The 16,576-nt window shown below is 32.0% G+C and carries 19 protein-coding genes and 1 pseudogene; 4 read left to right on the top strand and 16 right to left on the bottom strand.

What is annotated here, in order from left to right:
• The first annotated feature begins 68 nt into the window (after positions 1-68).
• The 4 genes and pseudogenes from porX (at position 69) to H5J24_RS03465 (ending at position 3,455) form a co-directional block, all read left to right on the top strand.
• On the top strand, positions 69-1,613 hold the full coding sequence (porX, locus tag H5J24_RS03480; RefSeq protein WP_068944373.1) for a T9SS response regulator signal transducer PorX: 1,545 nt from the start codon (positions 69-71) through the stop codon (positions 1,611-1,613).
• Between the two features lie 247 nt (positions 1,614-1,860).
• A complete protein-coding gene (locus tag H5J24_RS03475; protein WP_068944374.1) occupies positions 1,861-2,253 on the top strand; it encodes an MliC family protein in 393 nt (130 codons plus the stop codon).
• A gap of 148 nt (positions 2,254-2,401) precedes the next feature.
• Positions 2,402-2,692: a YciI family protein gene (locus H5J24_RS03470; protein ID WP_068944375.1), complete on the top strand. Its 291-nt coding sequence runs from the start codon at positions 2,402-2,404 to the stop codon at positions 2,690-2,692.
• Positions 2,692-3,455, top strand: a pseudogene (locus H5J24_RS03465) (exodeoxyribonuclease III). Before H5J24_RS03470 ends, H5J24_RS03465 begins: the two are co-directional and overlap by 1 nt.
• 69 nt (positions 3,456-3,524) lie before the next feature.
• On the opposite strand, the gene H5J24_RS03460 reads toward H5J24_RS03465, so the two are convergent.
• From H5J24_RS03460 to H5J24_RS03385, 16 genes are all read right to left on the bottom strand, one after another.
• On the bottom strand, positions 3,525-3,896 hold the full coding sequence (locus H5J24_RS03460) for a septal ring lytic transglycosylase RlpA family protein (RefSeq protein WP_027374598.1): 372 nt from the start codon (positions 3,894-3,896) through the stop codon (positions 3,525-3,527).
• Between the two features lie 971 nt (positions 3,897-4,867).
• Positions 4,868-5,578 carry a hypothetical protein gene (locus H5J24_RS03455; RefSeq protein ID WP_232816032.1) on the bottom strand — a complete coding sequence of 237 codons (711 nt, stop codon included), beginning with the start codon at positions 5,576-5,578 and terminating at the stop codon, positions 4,868-4,870.
• Positions 5,579-5,661: 83 nt separating this feature from the next.
• Positions 5,662-6,324, bottom strand: a complete 663-nt coding sequence (locus H5J24_RS03450) for a hypothetical protein (protein WP_068944378.1) — start codon at positions 6,322-6,324, stop codon at positions 5,662-5,664.
• A gap of 382 nt (positions 6,325-6,706) precedes the next feature.
• The gene (gene rimO, locus H5J24_RS03445; protein ID WP_068944379.1) at positions 6,707-8,008 is read right to left on the bottom strand and encodes a 30S ribosomal protein S12 methylthiotransferase RimO; all 1,302 of its coding nucleotides are present in this window, start codon (positions 8,006-8,008) and stop codon (positions 6,707-6,709) included.
• Positions 8,009-8,103: 95 nt separating this feature from the next.
• On the bottom strand, positions 8,104-8,649 hold the full coding sequence (gene rfbC, locus H5J24_RS03440; RefSeq protein ID WP_068944380.1) for a dTDP-4-dehydrorhamnose 3,5-epimerase: 546 nt from the start codon (positions 8,647-8,649) through the stop codon (positions 8,104-8,106).
• A gap of 27 nt (positions 8,650-8,676) precedes the next feature.
• Complete coding sequence (locus tag H5J24_RS03435; protein ID WP_068944381.1) at positions 8,677-9,246, bottom strand: sugar transferase; 570 nt, start codon at positions 9,244-9,246, stop codon at positions 8,677-8,679.
• Positions 9,247-9,259: 13 nt separating this feature from the next.
• Complete coding sequence (locus H5J24_RS03430) at positions 9,260-10,396, bottom strand: DegT/DnrJ/EryC1/StrS family aminotransferase (protein WP_068944382.1); 1,137 nt, start codon at positions 10,394-10,396, stop codon at positions 9,260-9,262.
• 1 nt (position 10,397) lies between these two features.
• Entirely contained in the window at positions 10,398-11,039 is a 642-nt protein-coding gene (locus tag H5J24_RS03425) for an acetyltransferase (protein ID WP_068944383.1), read from the bottom strand.
• A 4-nt stretch (positions 11,040-11,043) separates the two neighbouring features.
• Positions 11,044-11,649, bottom strand: coding sequence for a sugar transferase (locus H5J24_RS03420; protein ID WP_068944384.1), 606 nt, complete (start codon positions 11,647-11,649; stop codon positions 11,044-11,046).
• A gap of 42 nt (positions 11,650-11,691) precedes the next feature.
• A complete protein-coding gene (locus H5J24_RS03415; protein ID WP_232816031.1) occupies positions 11,692-12,453 on the bottom strand; it encodes a WaaS/CpsH family glycosyltransferase in 762 nt (253 codons plus the stop codon).
• Positions 12,401-12,697 (bottom strand): hypothetical protein, encoded by a 297-nt coding sequence (locus H5J24_RS03410; RefSeq protein ID WP_232816030.1) that lies wholly within the window; start codon positions 12,695-12,697, stop codon positions 12,401-12,403. The genes H5J24_RS03415 and H5J24_RS03410 overlap by 53 nt, the downstream gene beginning before the upstream one ends.
• A gap of 7 nt (positions 12,698-12,704) precedes the next feature.
• On the bottom strand, positions 12,705-13,838 hold the full coding sequence (locus H5J24_RS03405; RefSeq protein ID WP_068944386.1) for an NAD-dependent epimerase/dehydratase family protein: 1,134 nt from the start codon (positions 13,836-13,838) through the stop codon (positions 12,705-12,707).
• A gap of 21 nt (positions 13,839-13,859) precedes the next feature.
• Positions 13,860-14,459: a DapH/DapD/GlmU-related protein gene (locus H5J24_RS25470; protein WP_283250759.1), complete on the bottom strand. Its 600-nt coding sequence runs from the start codon at positions 14,457-14,459 to the stop codon at positions 13,860-13,862.
• Positions 14,446-15,081 (bottom strand): glycosyltransferase family 4 protein, encoded by a 636-nt coding sequence (locus H5J24_RS03395; protein WP_232816029.1) that lies wholly within the window; start codon positions 15,079-15,081, stop codon positions 14,446-14,448. Before H5J24_RS03395 ends, H5J24_RS25470 begins: the two co-directional genes overlap by 14 nt.
• Positions 15,063-15,536, bottom strand: a complete 474-nt coding sequence (locus H5J24_RS03390) for a glycosyltransferase family protein (protein WP_232816028.1) — start codon at positions 15,534-15,536, stop codon at positions 15,063-15,065. Before H5J24_RS03390 ends, H5J24_RS03395 begins: the two co-directional genes overlap by 19 nt.
• Before the next feature lie 34 nt (positions 15,537-15,570).
• Positions 15,571-16,419 (bottom strand): glycosyltransferase, encoded by an 849-nt coding sequence (locus H5J24_RS03385; protein ID WP_232816027.1) that lies wholly within the window; start codon positions 16,417-16,419, stop codon positions 15,571-15,573.
• Between the last annotated feature and the right edge of the window lie 157 nt (positions 16,420-16,576).

Genomic DNA, 16,576 nt, shown 5'->3' with positions numbered 1-16,576 from the left:
CCTATTTTGTGAGATTTTAAAAGGATTTGGTCAACATTTTGATAGAATAACCATGTAAAAAATAAATTATGTCAGAAAAGATATTATGGATAGATGATGAAATAGATTTACTTAAACCTCATATCGTATTTTTAGAAAAGAAAGGTTATCAGGTAACCCCTGTTAACAATGTGAATGAGGCTTTGGAGCTTATGGATTCAGAGAAATTTGCCCTAACACTCATTGATGAGAATATGCCAGGGATTTCCGGGCTGGAAGCCATTCCTATGATTAAGGAAAAAGACAATTCTTTAAAGATTGTCATGGTGACCAAAAGTGAGGAAGAACACATTATGGAAGAGGCAATCGGTTCCCAAATTGCAGATTATATCCTAAAGCCTGTAAACCCTAATCAGATTTTACTTTCTTTAAAAAAGAATCTTCAGCAGGATAATCTTGTAGAACAAAAAACCATTTTACAATACCAACAGGAATTCAGAAACCTTTCTATGGAACTTTCTTACCTTAGAACGTATCAGGATTGGGCGGAATATTATAAAAAGATCCTAAGCTGGGAAATTAAGTTCGATAAAGTAGCAGATAATGAATTTGCTGATCTTTTACAATCACAGAAAGAAGAAGCTAATATTCAGTTTGCCAAGTTTATTGAAAAAAATTACGCAGACTGGCTTACGGATTCCGATAAACCTTTGATGAGCCATACCCTTTTTAAGGAAAAAGTAAAACCAGAGGTAGAAAAAGAGAAAGTACTTTTATTAATGGTGGATAACCTTCGTTATGACCAGTGGAAAGTAATTGAACCATTATTTACCAAATATTATAATAAAATTTCGGAAGATTATTATTACAGTATCCTTCCAACTGCTACACAATATGCAAGAAACTCATTCTTCGCGGGTTTAATGCCATCAGAAATTGAAAAACGTTTTCCCGACAAGTGGTTTAATGATAATGAAGAAGGAAACAAGAATGAATTCGAGCGTGACTTCCTGGAAGATCAGATGAAAAGAATTGGTCTTGGGTCCAAGTCTATGAAGTATTTAAAAGTATTGAATGCAGATTTTGAAAGAAAGATCTATGATGATTTCAATCAGCATAAAAACAATGATCTTTTGGTAATTGTCTATAACTTCATTGATATTCTTTCTCATGCCAAGACGGACAACCATATTGTAGACCAGCTTATTCGCGATGATAAGACTTTCCGTTCTCTTACGCTTAACTGGTTTGAAAACTCTTCGTTACTGAAGATTATCAAAACGGCAGCTGAAAACGGATATAAATTAGTGATCACAACAGACCATGGAACCGTCTATGTTAAGAAACCAAGCAAAGTAGTAGGTGACAGAGAAACCTCTACTAATATCCGATATAAAACAGGTAAAAGCTTAACGTATGATGACAGTGATGTATGGGCTATTACCAACCCTGAAAAACTTTTCCTTCCAAAAGGAAATCTAAGTTCAAAATATATTTTTGCTAAAAACAATATATTCCTGGCTTACCCTAAGAACTACAATCATTTTGTAAATTACTATAAAGAAACCTACCAGCATGGTGGAATCTCATTGGAAGAATGTATCATTCCTATCAGCATTTTAGAACCCAAGTAGTTTTTTTCATAGTTTATTTAATTTTGGGTTTAAGGCGGGAAAAATCAATTGATTTTTCCCGCTTTTTTTGATATAACAGCCAATACATGGATAATAAATTCCGTTATTTTTCTATCTCAAAAACAATTCAATTTATATTTTACATTGAATAATGAAAATATTAGTAAAACAGAATCTAATTCATGCATAGATATTGCTTATCCTGTTAACTGTTTGTAAATTTATACTGTATTAAAAAATATAAATTATGAAAAAAAGCATTTTTGGAATTGCATTATTCTCTACCCTACTATTAGCATCCTGCAAACAGGAAAAAACAGCTTCTACTACAAATCAAGAAACCACTCCAGCTACGGATTCTACTTCTTCCATTCCAGCTAAAGATTCAGCAGCCACAGCAGCAACTACTGATATAGTAAAAAGTACTTTAAAAGATAAGAGCGGAAAAACAGTGGAGGTAACTTTTGACAATTCCAAAGACATCGCGACTTTAGTTTTTAATGGTGAAAATCTGGAGCTAAAAGGCCAAAGACCAGCATCAGGAATTTGGTATAAAAATGACCATTATGAACTTAGAGGTAAAGGTAATGATATTCAACTTTCTAAAGATGGCAAAGTTGTTTTTGAAAACGCAAAATAATAAATAATATAAGATTTAATTTTTTATAAATCGGTTTTACAGCTTGTAAAACCGATTTATTATTTCTTACAACTAAAATATATCCAGATATTCTTCCTCCTTCTTTTTAGAGTCTGTAAGAGTTCCTATCTTCGTACAAAATAAAAATATGTTCATTATTTCGCTTACCTATAAAGGGTCAATTGAAGATGTAGAACGCTATATTCCGGAACACAACTCTTTTCTTCAAAAATATTATGATATAGGGCTATTTATTGCTTCCGGAAGAAAAGAGCCGAGAACCGGAGGAATTATTATCTGTAATGCTCCCTCTCAAAATGAGGTTGAAAACATCATTAAAGAAGATCCTTTCCATATCTATCAGGTCGCAGATTATGAAATCACAGAATTTATCCCATCAAAATACAACGAAAACTTTAAAATATTTACAGAAGACTAATGAGATTAATTACATACAATGTCAACGGAATCAGAGCAGCTTTCACTAAAGATTTTCTGGGCTGGCTGAAGACTGCTGATCCGGATGTGATATGCATTCAGGAGAGTAAAGCCGGAAACGATCAAATAGACATCGAAAGCCTTGAAAAATTAGGATACCACAGTTATTGGCATTCAGCAGTAAGAAAAGGCTATAGCGGTGTTGGAATCGCGTCAAAAATAAAACCTAATCATGTAGAATATGGCTGCGGTATCGAAAGTTATGATAATGAGGGAAGAATTATTCGGGCTGATTTTGATGGGTTTTCTGCTATTTCAGTATATGTACCCTCCGCATCGAATATTGAAAGACTTGATTTCAAGATGCAGTTCTGCCATGATTTCCTTGAATACATAAAGAATTTGAAAAAGAAATTCCTAACCTTATTATATCCGGTGATTTTAATATCTGCCACGAGGCTATTGATATCCACAATCCTGTTGGCTTAAAAAATGTTTCAGGATTTCTTCCTATGGAAAGAGAATGGATGACCAATTTCATCAATGAATGTGAACTGATTGACAGTTTCAGATTCTTCAACAATGAACCGGACAATTATACATGGTGGAGCTACAGACAAAATTCAAGGGAAAGAAATAAAGGCTGGAGACTGGATTATAACTTCACTTCTTACAGCTTAAAGGATAAACTCAGCCGAGCTGTTATTTTGAAGGAAGCAGTTCATTCAGATCATTGTCCTGCTTTATTAGAATTGGATGTATAAAAGCATGATATCTATCAACACAAAAGCCAGCTAAAATCAGCTGGCTTTTTTTTAATTTAAATCATAAGATTAATCGACAATTTCATATTCAACCGGAATTGTACCATGACTGATATCTCCGATCTCATCGAACGCGGCTTTAGACATATCTAAAGATCTTGATGAATGGAAAGGGCCTCTATCATTAATCCTCACTATTACTTCTTTACCATTCTTAAGGTTAGTAACCTTAACGTTTGTTCCAAAAGGAAGCGTTCTGTTTGCTGCAGTAAACTTTGAATTATCAAAGATTTCTCCGCTAGCTGTTTTTCTACCGTTAAATTTATCGTGGTAGTACGATGCATAACTTGTTTTTTTCGCATCTAAGGCATTATTCGTAAATGAATAAATACCTAAAGTTGAAATCATCATTATGATTACGAGAATGAATCTTTTCATCATTTTGAAATTTTTATTGTTTGACAGGGCAAAAGTATCAGGAATCTCATTAACTCCCTACTCAAATTGTTAAAAACTGTTAACAAAAACCAAATTATATGTTAAGCACCCCTGTAACCTCCTATGAATAGGGATTTTAAACACACCTGTTAAATAGTGTTAAAAAAACAAGGTAAATGTTAATTTAATTAACTAATTTATGCATAATTTAGAAAATTAAATATTTTAACTTACTAAAAATCAACATGTTATAAAAATACAAAATATTGATTATATACATAAAATTGAGTTTTAAAAAGCTAAAAGTGTTAAGGTTTACTATAGGATAAAATGGCTGGTAGAATAGCTCCAGGGCTATAAATTACCATCATTCACATTTATTTTAACAACAATATCAGCTTCATTATTTACAATGACTGAATTAGTAGTAAAAAATAATCATACTTTTTTATGCATCATGGATATAAAGATCTTCTTTTCTTTGTAATCGTTTTCAAAAATAGGAGTTAAAAATCAGATTAAAAAGCTTTTTTGATGGAAAATATGATACCAGTAATTTCTTATTCTTATACTAGTGGATCATATAATGAACAAAGCAAAATCACATATTTAATATCATAGGCATTAAAACTTTTACTTAACATCATTCTTGCTGTAAATTTAATTAAATCCTCCTTAAAATCATTTTAGGGCTAATTCTCAATTAATAATATAAAAAAATAAGATGCTTAGCTACAGTCATACAATTTTTACAATCAAATGTATTAGCGAATGTCATTATGAATATTGACTGAAGATTTGTGAACAAGCAGCTAAAAAGTTAAATGAAGCTAGCATATATCATTATTTCTTCGTCAAAAATCGAATCTAAAGCATATAACCACGTCAACAAATATAAATGATAAATGAATATAAAGACCAAATAAAAAAACCAACGAGTTATCGTTGGTTTAATATGTAATTAAATATTTTTTTTATTTTAAGTATTCTAAGATATATTCGTATGTATCTTGTGGGTAAACTACTGACATGCTCTGAGAACCTGTAACCGCAGCACCTGTTGCCGTATCATATGAATACAAATCTCTAGCATAAACAACTTTATTACCATTACCTGTACCTACACCAGCTTTTTTATAAATAGTGATACCATACATTGATGTAATACCAGTAGGAGGTGTAATTGTAACAGCAGTACTAGTTCCTGTAGTTGTAAATTGTCCTTTAATAGCATACACCTGAGCACCAGCAACTAATGTGTTAGTAGCAGTTCCAGCTGCTGCAGTTGTTACATCAAACTTAGGAGAGGTAGGAGCACCACCTAATGGTCTCCAAACACCTGGTTTCACATCTTGACTATTAAACCCATTTGGGTTAAAATAGAAGTAATATCCAGGGGTAACTGCTGTTGCTGTTGAAGATCTATTTCCTGTTGTTAAAGTAGTACCCGTAGCTCTGTTGTATACAACCATACCATCAAACATTGTTGGGAAAGTAGCTCCATCAGCTAAAGTAAGATCGAATTCGAAATTAACAAGGTCTACACTTGGAATGATAATTCCTTTACCAACATTTGGCTGAGCACCAGATTCTGTACTAAAGTTGGTACTACCATCTAATAATACGTTTGAGTTTGTAATGGTGGGGTTTACTGGTTGATTCGTAAGAACTTGAGCAGAAGCCATAGTCCCTAATCCAGCAAATAATAAAAGGCTAAATATATTTTTCATCTTGTTTAAAAAATTTAAGTTATTAATAAAATTAGAGATTATAAACCTATACTTACCCATTGTGTTCCTGTCCAAGTGACTGTTCTACCTCTAAGTGCGTTATTACCTGTTTGTCCAGTAACTCCTGAAATAGTGTTCGCCTGACTAGACGGATTATTATTAAATACTAATACAACACGTCCAGCATCAGCTGCTGTAAGATTAGGAAAAGTAATGACAACACCACCAGTTCCAGCCTGAGTGTTAATTACATAATCATTGGCACCAACTGTATAAGTACCAGCTGTAACATTGGCTACACCTCCTTTAATAACTTCATATCGCTGGGTTCCACCACCGCCACCTACTGGCTTCCAAACATTATTACCATTTGTACCATCATAATAATAGAATCCTGTGGCTGTAACATTTACTGTTTTACCAGTTCCCGCACCTCCTAGTGCGTTAATAAATACAAGCGCTCCATTCTGAGCACTCGCAGCAGTAGTATTACCATCAGCATAAGCCGAAGTTCTAGCTTCTAAATCAGCTCTTGATAGACGAGGGACTAATAAGGCATCAGGCCTAGTAGCATCAGTACTGGCTACTACATCTAGAGTCGCGGCAGGTGTGGTTGTGTTAATCCCCACTCGCCCTTGCTGAGCCTGTGAAAGCGCCGTAAAGGCAACGAGCATTGTTGCTGTTAATAAAAATTTTTTCATAAGTTTTTAAAGATTTTAATTACATTATTTTTCATCAATATTTCCAAAGGGAAAATGTATCTCAACTTGCGATTATTATCTTAAGGCTAATATAAATAAAAAAAACAGATTTTTGAATTTTTAGCCCAATTTTAATAAATAACTTATTGATAGCACATGATTTAAAAACATTGCTTATGGCGCAAATTTAAGACATAATTTTTTAATTTACATACTTTATGATAGAAAATTAAAAAATCTTAACATTCAAAGCTATAATATACTGAAAATCAACAATTTAAAAAATTTAACATAAAATTATTTCTGTTAAACCTTATTAATTTTTGTTTTTTTATCTCAGAAAGCTAAACTTTTTCTTCCTGATTAATAATGTTTTATGTTTCTATATTAATTCACCATATAAATCAAATTCTTCAGCAGAAGTAATCTTCACATCAGCGAATTCTCCAATGGAAATATAAGTATCTTCAGCAGATACTAAAACGGTGTTATCTACATCAGGCGAATCATATTCTGTTCTACCGATAAAGTAGTTTCCTTCTTTACGATCGAAAATACATCTGAATACTTTTCCTACTTTCTCCTGATTCTTTTCCCAAGAGATCTGAGATTGTAATTCCATGATTTCTTCTACCCTTGCTTCTTTTACTTCCTGTGGAATATCATCTTCCAGCACATAGGCACCTGTATTTTCTTCATGAGAATAGGTAAAACAACCTAATCTATCAAATTTCTGTTCTCTCACCCAGTCTTTAAGCTCCTGGAATCTCTCTTCAGTTTCTCCGGGATATCCCACAATAAGAGTTGTTCTGATGGCCATATCCGGAACTTTTTCTCTGAATTTCCCTAAAAGCGCATCCGTTTTCTCATGGGTAGTTCCTCTTTTCATTGATTTCAACAGATCAGAATTGATATGCTGAAGAGGAATATCTATATAATTACAAACTTTTGGCTCCTCACGGATAATATCCAAAACATCTTCCGGGAAACCGCTTGGGAAAGCATAATGAAGGCGAATCCATTCAACTCCTTCTACTTTTACTAACTCTTTCAGTAAATCTCCTAATGCACGTTTTTTATAAATATCAAGTCCATAATAAGTAAGATCCTGAGCAATAAGAATTAATTCTTTAGTTCCCTTTTTAGCCAGTTTTTGAGCTTCAGAGACTAATTTTTCAATAGGAGTAGAAACGTGGCCACCTCTCATCAAAGGAATAGCACAAAATGAGCAAGGTCTGTCACATCCTTCTGAAATTTTAAGGTATGCATAATGTTTCGGAGTTGTGGTTAACCTCTCTCCTACTAATTCGTGCTTGTAATCTGCACCAAGATGTTTTAATAGTATCGGAAGGTCCCTTGTACCAAAATACTGGTCTACGTCTGGAATTTCTCTAACCAAATCCGGTTTATATCTTTCAGAAAGACAACCTGTAACGAATACTTTTTCTACTTCTCCTCTGTTCTTTGCTTCTACATAATCAAGGATGGTATTGATAGATTCTTCTTTAGCATTATCAATAAATCCACAGGTATTAATCACAACAATATCTCCACGGTCTTCATGAACAACTTCCTTTCCATTGGCTTTCAGCTGGCTCATTAATACTTCAGAGTCATATACATTCTTGGAACATCCAAGTGTAACTACATTGATTTTTTTCTTCCCTACCGATTTTGTACGCATCTTTTTGATTTTGAGTCTGCAAAGATACAAAATATTAAAGAGTAAAGATTACAAAAATAAAAACCACTTTAAAAAAGTGGTTTTCAGTGTTATACTTAGAAGTTTTTTTCTTTAAAACTTGGGGCGTTTTGATCTTTTTCTGAAAGAACTGCCTCTTTCTCATCAATCTTCCAATCAATATTAATATCGGGATCATTGAATTTTACGCTTCCTTCCGATTCTTTATTATAAAAGTTATCACATTTATAAGAGAATACAGCATTGGTACTTAATACAGAGAAACCGTGTCCAAAACCTCTTGGTACATAAAGCTGTAGTTTGTTTTCAGCAGAAAGTTCAATCCCGAACCATTGTCCGAAGGTTGGGGAATCTTCTCTCAGATCTACTGCAACATCCCACACACTTCCTTCAAGGCAGGATACCAATTTAGCCTGAGCATGCTCTCCCTTTTGAAGATGAAGTCCTCTTAATACACCATAAGAAGATTTGGAAACATTATCCTGAACAAAGTGTCCGTTCATTCCTGTAAGTTCTTCGAATCTTTTTTCATTGAATTTTTCAAAGAAGTAACCTCTGTCGTCTTCAAATACAGTAGGCTCTATGATATAACAATCTTTAAGTGGAGTTTCTTTAATTTTCATAACAATTGAAAATTTATATATAATTTTTTATTTTAAAATAATTAATAAAGTATTCAATAGAATCCTGACATCATTTTTAAATGATAAATGTTTCAAATATTCAAGATTCATTTTAACTTTATGTGGAAATAATACTTCGTCATTATATTTTAAAGGATCTTCCTGTATTTTAAGAATATTTTCTTCATTCCTATATACAATACTGGCTTCACATGTTAGTCCCGGTTTTAATTCCAGTACCTTTCTATCTGTACCTTTAAGTTGATCATAATAGCCTTTGACATCAGGTCTTGGACCTACAAAACTCATCTCACCTTTTATAATATTCAATAACTGGGGAAGCTCATCTAATTTAAATTTTCTAAGTATTCTTCCTATTTTTGAACAGCTCCTATTCTTTTCGTGAATAGTTTTAAATTTAAAAATGATAAAAGTTTTTCCGTGTTGTCCGATTCTTTCTTGAAAAAAAATCCCATTGGAAGAAGTATCCAAACTAGCAATGATAAATAAAATAATCAGCAATGGTATCAGAAAAACAGTTAACATTATCGCAAGGATAAAATCAAAAATAATTTTCCAATATTTATACTGATTCATTTATTTTCAAAAATTAGGACCCGAAATATGCTTTTATCACCTTTGATATTCTTTCTCTATCTTCATCAGACAGATTAGAACCCGAAGGCAGGCATAGCCCGTTATCAAATAGTTTCCCGGAAATATTTCCACCATAGTATGGAGCTCCTTCAAAGACCGGCTGTAAGTGCATTGGCTTCCAAAGTGGTCTTGATTCAATATTATCTTCAAGGAAAGCCAATCTTAATTCTTCTCTATTTTTCCCTGTAATTTCTGGATCAACAATGATTGCTGATAGCCAATGATTAGAATAAAAGTTTGAATTGGGTTCAGAGAAAACTTCTACTTCATTAATATCTTTAAAGATCTCCACATAAAAGTCATGCATATTTCTGCGTGCTTGAACTCTATCTTTCAAAACCTCCATTTGCCCTCTTCCGATCCCTGCAACAATATTACTCATTCTGTAGTTGAATCCAATATGAGAATGCTGATAGTGAGGGGCATTGTCTCTGGCCTGAGTAGATAGAAAAACCGTTTTATCTTTATCTTGCTGGTTATGGCAAACTAAGGCTCCACCTCCTGAAGTTGTAATAATTTTATTTCCATTGAAACTTAAAACTCCAAAACGGCCAAAAGTTCCACAAGATTGTCCTTTATAAGTAGAACCTAATGCTTCTGCGGCGTCTTCAATAATTGGAATTTGATATTCTTGAGCTATAACTGTAATCTCATCCATTTTTGCCGGCATTCCATATAAATGAACGACAATAATGGCTTTAGGTATTTTACCTTTTTGAATTCTATCTTCAATTGCTTCTTTCAATGCTTTTGGACACATATTCCATGTATCCGGCTCACTGTCTACGAAAACAGGATTTGCACCGCAATAGGCAATAGGATTAGCTGAAGCTGAGAATGTCATAGACTGGCAGATTACTTCATCTCCATGCTTTATATCGCATTCAATAAGCGCAAGATGAAGCGCTGCTGTCCCTGCAGAAAGAGCTGCTACTTTTACATTTTCACCCAAAAACTTTTCAAGATCTTCTTCAAATCCATTTACATTAGGCCCTAAAGGGGCCACCCAGTTTTCAGCAAATGCTTCGTTGATATATTTTTGCTCGTTGCCTCCCATATGTGGTGAGGAAAGCCAGATTTTTTGTGACATTTTATTCATGAAATTTTATTGGTTTAGCAGGAATACCAACAGCTGTACAATTGGCAGGAAGACTTTTAGAAACAACTGCTCCAGCTCCTATAATAGTATTTTCACCTATCTCGAGTAAATTGATAATTTTAGCACCTGTTCCCACATATACCCCATTATTGATTATTACTTCCCCTGAAATATTCACACTTGGCATGAAAGAACTATAACTCTTAATCTTAGTATCATGACCTACAGTACAGAAAAGGTTTAAAATAATAAAATCTTCAATTTCAATATCAACTGTTATGATAGCACTTGCACAAATAATATTTCCTTGACCTAATTTAACATTGTCATCCCCAATAATAACTGTTGGATGAATTAAATTTGGAAATTCAATATTAGAATTATTAATACCTTCAATTATTCTTTTTTTAATTTTTGGATCTGCTATAGCTACTGCTATTCCAAGGGGGTAATCAATATCGTTTACACTTGATACTTTTCCCAAATGTGGAAGTCCATTAATTTGACCATCATATTCTTTATCATCAAAAAAACCTATAAGCTCAAATTGATTTTCTTTTTGATTAATATGATCAATCAGCATTTTTACTTCACGTCCAAATCCTCCTGCTCCAATAATTGCTATTTTTTTCATTTTTCTAATTGTTGCCTTTAAATGGTTCCATTGTTGCCTGCCCTGTTTGTGAAATTCCTTCTCTGATAAATACCTTTTTTATAGTTAAAAAGAAGATTTTCACATCTAATATAAATGATATGTTCTCTACATACCAAACATCAAAGTTAAATTTTTCTTCCCAAGAAATAGCATTTCTTCCATTCACTTGTGCCCATCCTGTAATACCTGGCCTAACTTCATGTCTTCTTCCCTGGTGTTCACTATAAAGTGGTAAATACTGTACCAAAAGCGGACGTGGTCCAATGAGAGACATATCTCCTTTAATCACATTAAGTAACTGAGGTATTTCATCCAGAGAAGTTTTTCGAACAATTTGCCCAATGGCAGTCATCCGTTCTGCGTCTGATAAAAGATTTCCATTTTCATCTTTTTTATCGTTCATTGTTTTAAACTTAATGATTTTAAATTTTTTCTCATTAAGCCCTGGTCTTTCCTGGAAGAAAAAAGGTTTCCCACGATTGGCAAAATACAAACCAATCACAGCTACAATAAAGATTGGAGATAATATAGTTAACCCCAAAAGTGCAATAAAAAAATCGAAAAGTCTTTTGAAAAAATTTTTATACATCTTCTTCAATATATTAATTTTTCAACATCCTATTCCAGTATTCTACATTCTTTTTGTAAACAAACTTTCTAGCCACCCCTCCATAGATAATTTTTGATATAGATTATTTTCTAATGGTTGAAAATCATTTTCAAAAAAACTCTTGTCTACAATTAAGTTTTCCCGATCAATAATATAAAAGTTATTTTCATTATAAAAAGGATACTTCTTTATTTCAGAATTGGTAGTAATAAGCTTTTTGTTTGCACCAATCGCCTCAAACGTCCTCATAGTAAGCCCTGTCTGATAAGGATGATTAATATCCAAAACTACTTTTGACTGTTTATAAAAATCTACCATTTCCGAAGTCGTCAAGGAATTAAAACTCAATTTTTTATAATCAAATTTTTTAAAGGTAGGATCTAGTATACGTTTAATAAAATAGACTAATTTTCCTTGCATAAAAAAATAATTGAATGATGCAAGGCCATTCTCAGTACACCATTTACTAAGTTTATTAGCAATAATATATCGATCTGAATGGGCCGTTCCTAAAAACAATAAATCATATTTTTTAACCGTAGAATCATTTAAACCAATATTGAACTGATCATAGTAAAAAAGTGGAAGAAAATTAATTTGAAATCTCTTTGAATCTTCCAGGTCAAATGAAAATGACTTATCATACAAATCTAAATGATCAGATGTATTAGGAGTATTTTTAAAAGAATCCCAGTTATAAAAAATTAAAGTACAATCTGGATTTTTCTCTTTAATTTTTTTTAAAAAATGCAGGAACAACTTCCCCCCTAATGACCAACACATAATCCAATTCTATGTTGTCCAGATCCTTTAATATTGAGTTATAATATTGGATAATATTATTTTTTATCAAATTAGGAGCAACTCTTAAAATACCTTTTGTAAAATTATTATTGGCAGGCCTTTCATCATAATGGATGACATTAGCACCATATGATTCTAATTTATCTACAATTAGATTATAAGATCCAAAATTTTTTACTAAAAAAAATAAGATATTTTTTCCTTTTAATGCATGTAAATCCACAAATATATTATTTATATAATCCTTTAGCTTTCATTTCATCAATCGACTTTTGGTATTGATCTTTTTGTATTTCCTGAGTATTTACCCAATCTGTAAACTTCTTAAGACCTTTTTCAAAAGTAACTTTTGGCTCAAAACCTAAAAGAGTATTTATCTTTGTTAAATCAGCATAATTATGACGGATATCTCCTAAACGATAGTTTCCTGAAACTTTTATAGGAACATCAACTCCATAATTTTTAGCAAGTCCATTAGCAACTTCTAAAACATTAGTTGCAACTCCAGTTCCTACATTAAAAACTTGATTATTTGCCTCCTCTTTTTCTAAACCTAAAATCGTTGCATCCACAACATCATCAATGAAAACAAAATCTCTAGTTTCTTTTCCATCTTCAAAAATATTAATGCTGTTCCCATTTTTAATTTGAGTAGAAAAAATAGATAAAATTCCAGTATATGGGTTTTTTAAAGATTGTCCTGGTCCATAAACATTTTGGTACCGGAAAGCAACACCAGCAATCCCTATTGTAGAACAAACCGTTAAAATCATCTGTTCTTGATTTTGTTTGGTAATTCCATAAACAGAAGAAGGGTGAATTTTAGATGTTTCGTCCGTTCCTACTAGTGTCAATGCTGAGGAGCCAGGATATTTCACTTCAAAATCTCCTAGATCCATATAATCCGCAGTACGTTGTGTAGGATATACAACCCCCAATTCTTGACTAATATATTTTCCTTCTCCATAGATGGAACGTGAAGAAGCAACAATTACTTTTTTAATTTTGTGCTCTGTGTTCACTAATAAATCTAATAATAAAGCAGTACCATTAATATTAACATCAATATACTTTTTCACTTCATACATAGACTGTCCAGTCCCTGTTTCAGCAGCAAAATGTATAATAGCATCCTGACCTTTAATAGCATCTTTCCAATCTTCTTCGCTAGTAACTGTTCCCAAGATAAATTTCACTTTATCTTTAATACTTAAATATAATGGTGACGTTTCAGTAGGATTTTCACCATGTATTTGTGGCGAAAGATTATCCAACACCGTAATATTATAACCCTTATCAATAAGTTTTAAAGCAAGATTAGATCCTATAAAACCAGCTCCCCCTGTTATCAATATATCTTTCATAGTAAAGTAGATTTGTATTTTTTATATTTTTTCCCAATGTTGGGTTTCAAAATTATATTTTTTTATAGGTTTTGCAGGTATTCCCACTGCAATCACATTTGGTGGTAAACTTTTTGATACCACCGAATTTGCACCAACAATAGTGCCTTTACCAATTGTAACTCCTGGTAAAACAGAAACAAATTCTCCTAGCCAAACATTATCTTCAATAATGACCGGTTTTGAAAACAATTTTCTATCGTGTGGAATTGAAGTAGGATCTGAGTCATTTTCATCTCCTGAATAGCTCCCATGAGAACAATCTGAGACATATATTTTACTTGCAAAAAGTACATTATTTCCGATTTGCACCTTTTCTATTGCAGTAATATGCACATAGTCATTCATTTGAAAATTTTCCCCAAAAAACATAGTAGCTTGGTTATGTTCTGGGTAAGCTTCCATTCTACAACCCACACCTGTTGTGAATCCTTTCGAAACTTTGATAAATTTTTTCCCTCTTATATCAATTGGGAAACGAATAATCCGGGCGTTAGAAAATGTCAGCTTTGTTTTAAACAGATTCAATGCCATCTTTAGCACCCCAAAAAAACCATATTGTGTTAATTTATTTCCCATCATATAGTTCTTTATAAAATTCTAAATAATTTAAATATGTTTTATTCCAGTCAAATTTAGGAAATTGTTGAATACCTTTTTTAATTATATCAGCTCTAAATGATGTACTTTCCAACTTTTTAATTCCATCCACAATTAAATTTTCATTAATATTATCATAAAGAATTGCAGCATCTCCAGCAACTTCTGGTATTGACGAATTATTTGCTGCAATTACAGGACAGTGTGCTTTCATTGCCTCAACAATAGGAATACCAAACCCCTCATAAAGAGAAGGGTATAGTAAAACAAAAGCTTTATTATATAAATAATTTAATTTATTATTATCCAATTTATTGAAAATAATAAAATGGTCACCTAAATATTTGTTAATTAAAGCATATTCCTCTTTATTCAATTCTTCTCCAACTATGACTAATTTATATTCACTTTTAACCAGACAAGCAGCTTTTACCACCAAATGAAAATTCTTATATGAATTTCTACGTCCGACAAACAAAAGATATTTAGTATCTTCTAAGGATAAGAACCTTTTGTCTATTTCACCTAAATTAAAATTATGTTCAATTTTGAAGAAATCATCACTGACACCGTTATAAATAACTCTTATTTTTTTATTTTCCACTTCTGGAAAAAACTCCAGTAAATCTTTTTCGTATTCTCAGAGATACATATAATTCCATCTGAGTTTTTTATGGCATGTTTTTTTTGATGATAATTAACAAATCTACCAAGCCCTGTAGTAAATTTCTCTGCAGTTAGATCATGTATTGTGGTAACATTGATAGCGTTTTTAGATTTGGAGACTCTAAAATAGCTAGAATGAAAAATGCTCTTTTCTTCAATTCTTTCCCTGAAATTTAAATATCTCCTTATTTTTAGATGCAGAAAATTTTCAATAGATACATTTTTTAATTTGATCTCTTTCCTAAATATATTATTACAATTTTCTTTTTCATCATAAAACTTCACATCAATACCTTCCAAATTGTTAAACCTCTTTATCAACTCTGTCCAATAAACAGAGCCACCTCCAGATCTCTGTAACCAAAATATAATATTATCGAAAACAATTTTCATGACCTTAAATTAAATATTTTGTTCCATTTATTTTTCACAACTTCTGTACTATATTCCGAAAGGCTTTGCCTTCCTTTTTCCCTTTTTCAATCCGATCTTGTTCATTTAAAATTAAGCTTTTCAACTTTTCATAAAAAGCCACAGTATCATTTTCTTTAATTAAAAAGCCATCAATACTGTCTGAAATTAAAAGCTTAGCCCCTTCATTTTCATAGGCAATAACAGGCAACTCAAAAGTTTTAGCTTCTAAAATAACAAACGGCATAGCTTCGGTATACGATGTCATGATAAAAATTTTCGCGATATTTAACTCTTGATTGATATTTTTTACTGAACCATGCAGTTTTACATTCATCAGATCATTATCTAAATAGAGCTGTTCTAAATGATTCATTAAAGGGCCATCACCAAAAATATCGATCATCCAAGTAGGAAAATCTTGTTTTAGCTTTTCTGCAATGGGGATTATTCTTTCATAGCCTTTTTCTTCACTTAATCTCCCTACCATAATAATCCTATCTTTCTTTATATTTCCAGTTTGATTATCAGGGATTTCAATATAATTAGGGATTACCAATACATTTTTATTTAAATGCTTAAAATTAATATAAGCTGGTTTTGATAGAACAATAATACCAGTCAATTTCTTATATAGCATATTTACAAGCATTTTTGTCAAAACAGGCATTGTTTGATAGTCTGCATGCTCGTAGGCATATAGGCTCATATTATTTTTGGAAAAAAAAGATAATATAATACTCATACTATGTCCATACCCTATTAAATAATCAAATAACTCTTTATTAGTTTCTTTTTTTAAAAGTTGATAAAACTTTTTATACCATTTGATTTTATCAAATAGAGTATTAGGAATACTTCTCAAATTAAAATGATGAACTTTGACCTGACTCGGGATTTTATAAAAGGTACATTTTCCTCATTAGATGCAGGGCTGAAAATTACAAAATCGTGTTCTTTGCCAAAAAGCTTTATCAAACTTATTAACGCTTTCTCAGTTCCTCCTGGTCTAGTAATATCTC

Source organism: Chryseobacterium capnotolerans, assembly GCF_021278965.1.
GTDB lineage: Bacteria > Bacteroidota > Bacteroidia > Flavobacteriales > Weeksellaceae > Chryseobacterium > Chryseobacterium capnotolerans.
The sequence above is the reverse complement of the archived record's forward strand: the minus strand, read 5'-3'. Positions and strand labels throughout refer to the sequence as shown.

Bases quoted from the DNA above. Each gene is read 5' to 3' on its own strand.
- porX (WP_068944373.1), top strand. From the start codon at position 69: ATGTCAGAAAAGATATTATGGATAGATGATGAAATAGATTTACTTAAA.
- H5J24_RS03475 (WP_068944374.1), top strand. From the start codon at position 1,861: ATGAAAAAAAGCATTTTTGGAATTGCATTATTCTCTACCCTACTATTA.
- H5J24_RS03470 (WP_068944375.1), top strand. From the start codon at position 2,402: ATGTTCATTATTTCGCTTACCTATAAAGGGTCAATTGAAGATGTAGAA.
- H5J24_RS03460 (WP_027374598.1), bottom strand. From the start codon at position 3,896: ATGATGAAAAGATTCATTCTCGTAATCATAATGATGATTTCAACTTTA.
- H5J24_RS03455 (WP_232816032.1), bottom strand. From the start codon at position 5,578: ATGGCTTCTGCTCAAGTTCTTACGAATCAACCAGTAAACCCCACCATT.
- H5J24_RS03450 (WP_068944378.1), bottom strand. From the start codon at position 6,324: ATGAAAAAATTTTTATTAACAGCAACAATGCTCGTTGCCTTTACGGCG.
- rimO (WP_068944379.1), bottom strand. From the start codon at position 8,008: ATGCGTACAAAATCGGTAGGGAAGAAAAAAATCAATGTAGTTACACTT.
- rfbC (WP_068944380.1), bottom strand. From the start codon at position 8,649: ATGAAAATTAAAGAAACTCCACTTAAAGATTGTTATATCATAGAGCCT.
- H5J24_RS03435 (WP_068944381.1), bottom strand. From the start codon at position 9,246: ATGAATCAGTATAAATATTGGAAAATTATTTTTGATTTTATCCTTGCG.
- H5J24_RS03430 (WP_068944382.1), bottom strand. From the start codon at position 10,396: ATGTCACAAAAAATCTGGCTTTCCTCACCACATATGGGAGGCAACGAG.
- H5J24_RS03425 (WP_068944383.1), bottom strand. From the start codon at position 11,039: ATGAAAAAAATAGCAATTATTGGAGCAGGAGGATTTGGACGTGAAGTA.
- H5J24_RS03420 (WP_068944384.1), bottom strand. From the start codon at position 11,649: ATGTATAAAAATTTTTTCAAAAGACTTTTCGATTTTTTTATTGCACTT.
- H5J24_RS03415 (WP_232816031.1), bottom strand. From the start codon at position 12,453: ATGTGTTGGTCATTAGGGGGGAAGTTGTTCCTGCATTTTTTAAAAAAA.
- H5J24_RS03405 (WP_068944386.1), bottom strand. From the start codon at position 13,838: ATGAAAGATATATTGATAACAGGGGGAGCTGGTTTTATAGGATCTAAT.
- H5J24_RS25470 (WP_283250759.1), bottom strand. From the start codon at position 14,459: ATGATGGGAAATAAATTAACACAATATGGTTTTTTTGGGGTGCTAAAG.
- H5J24_RS03390 (WP_232816028.1), bottom strand. From the start codon at position 15,536: ATGAAAATTGTTTTCGATAATATTATATTTTGGTTACAGAGATCTGGA.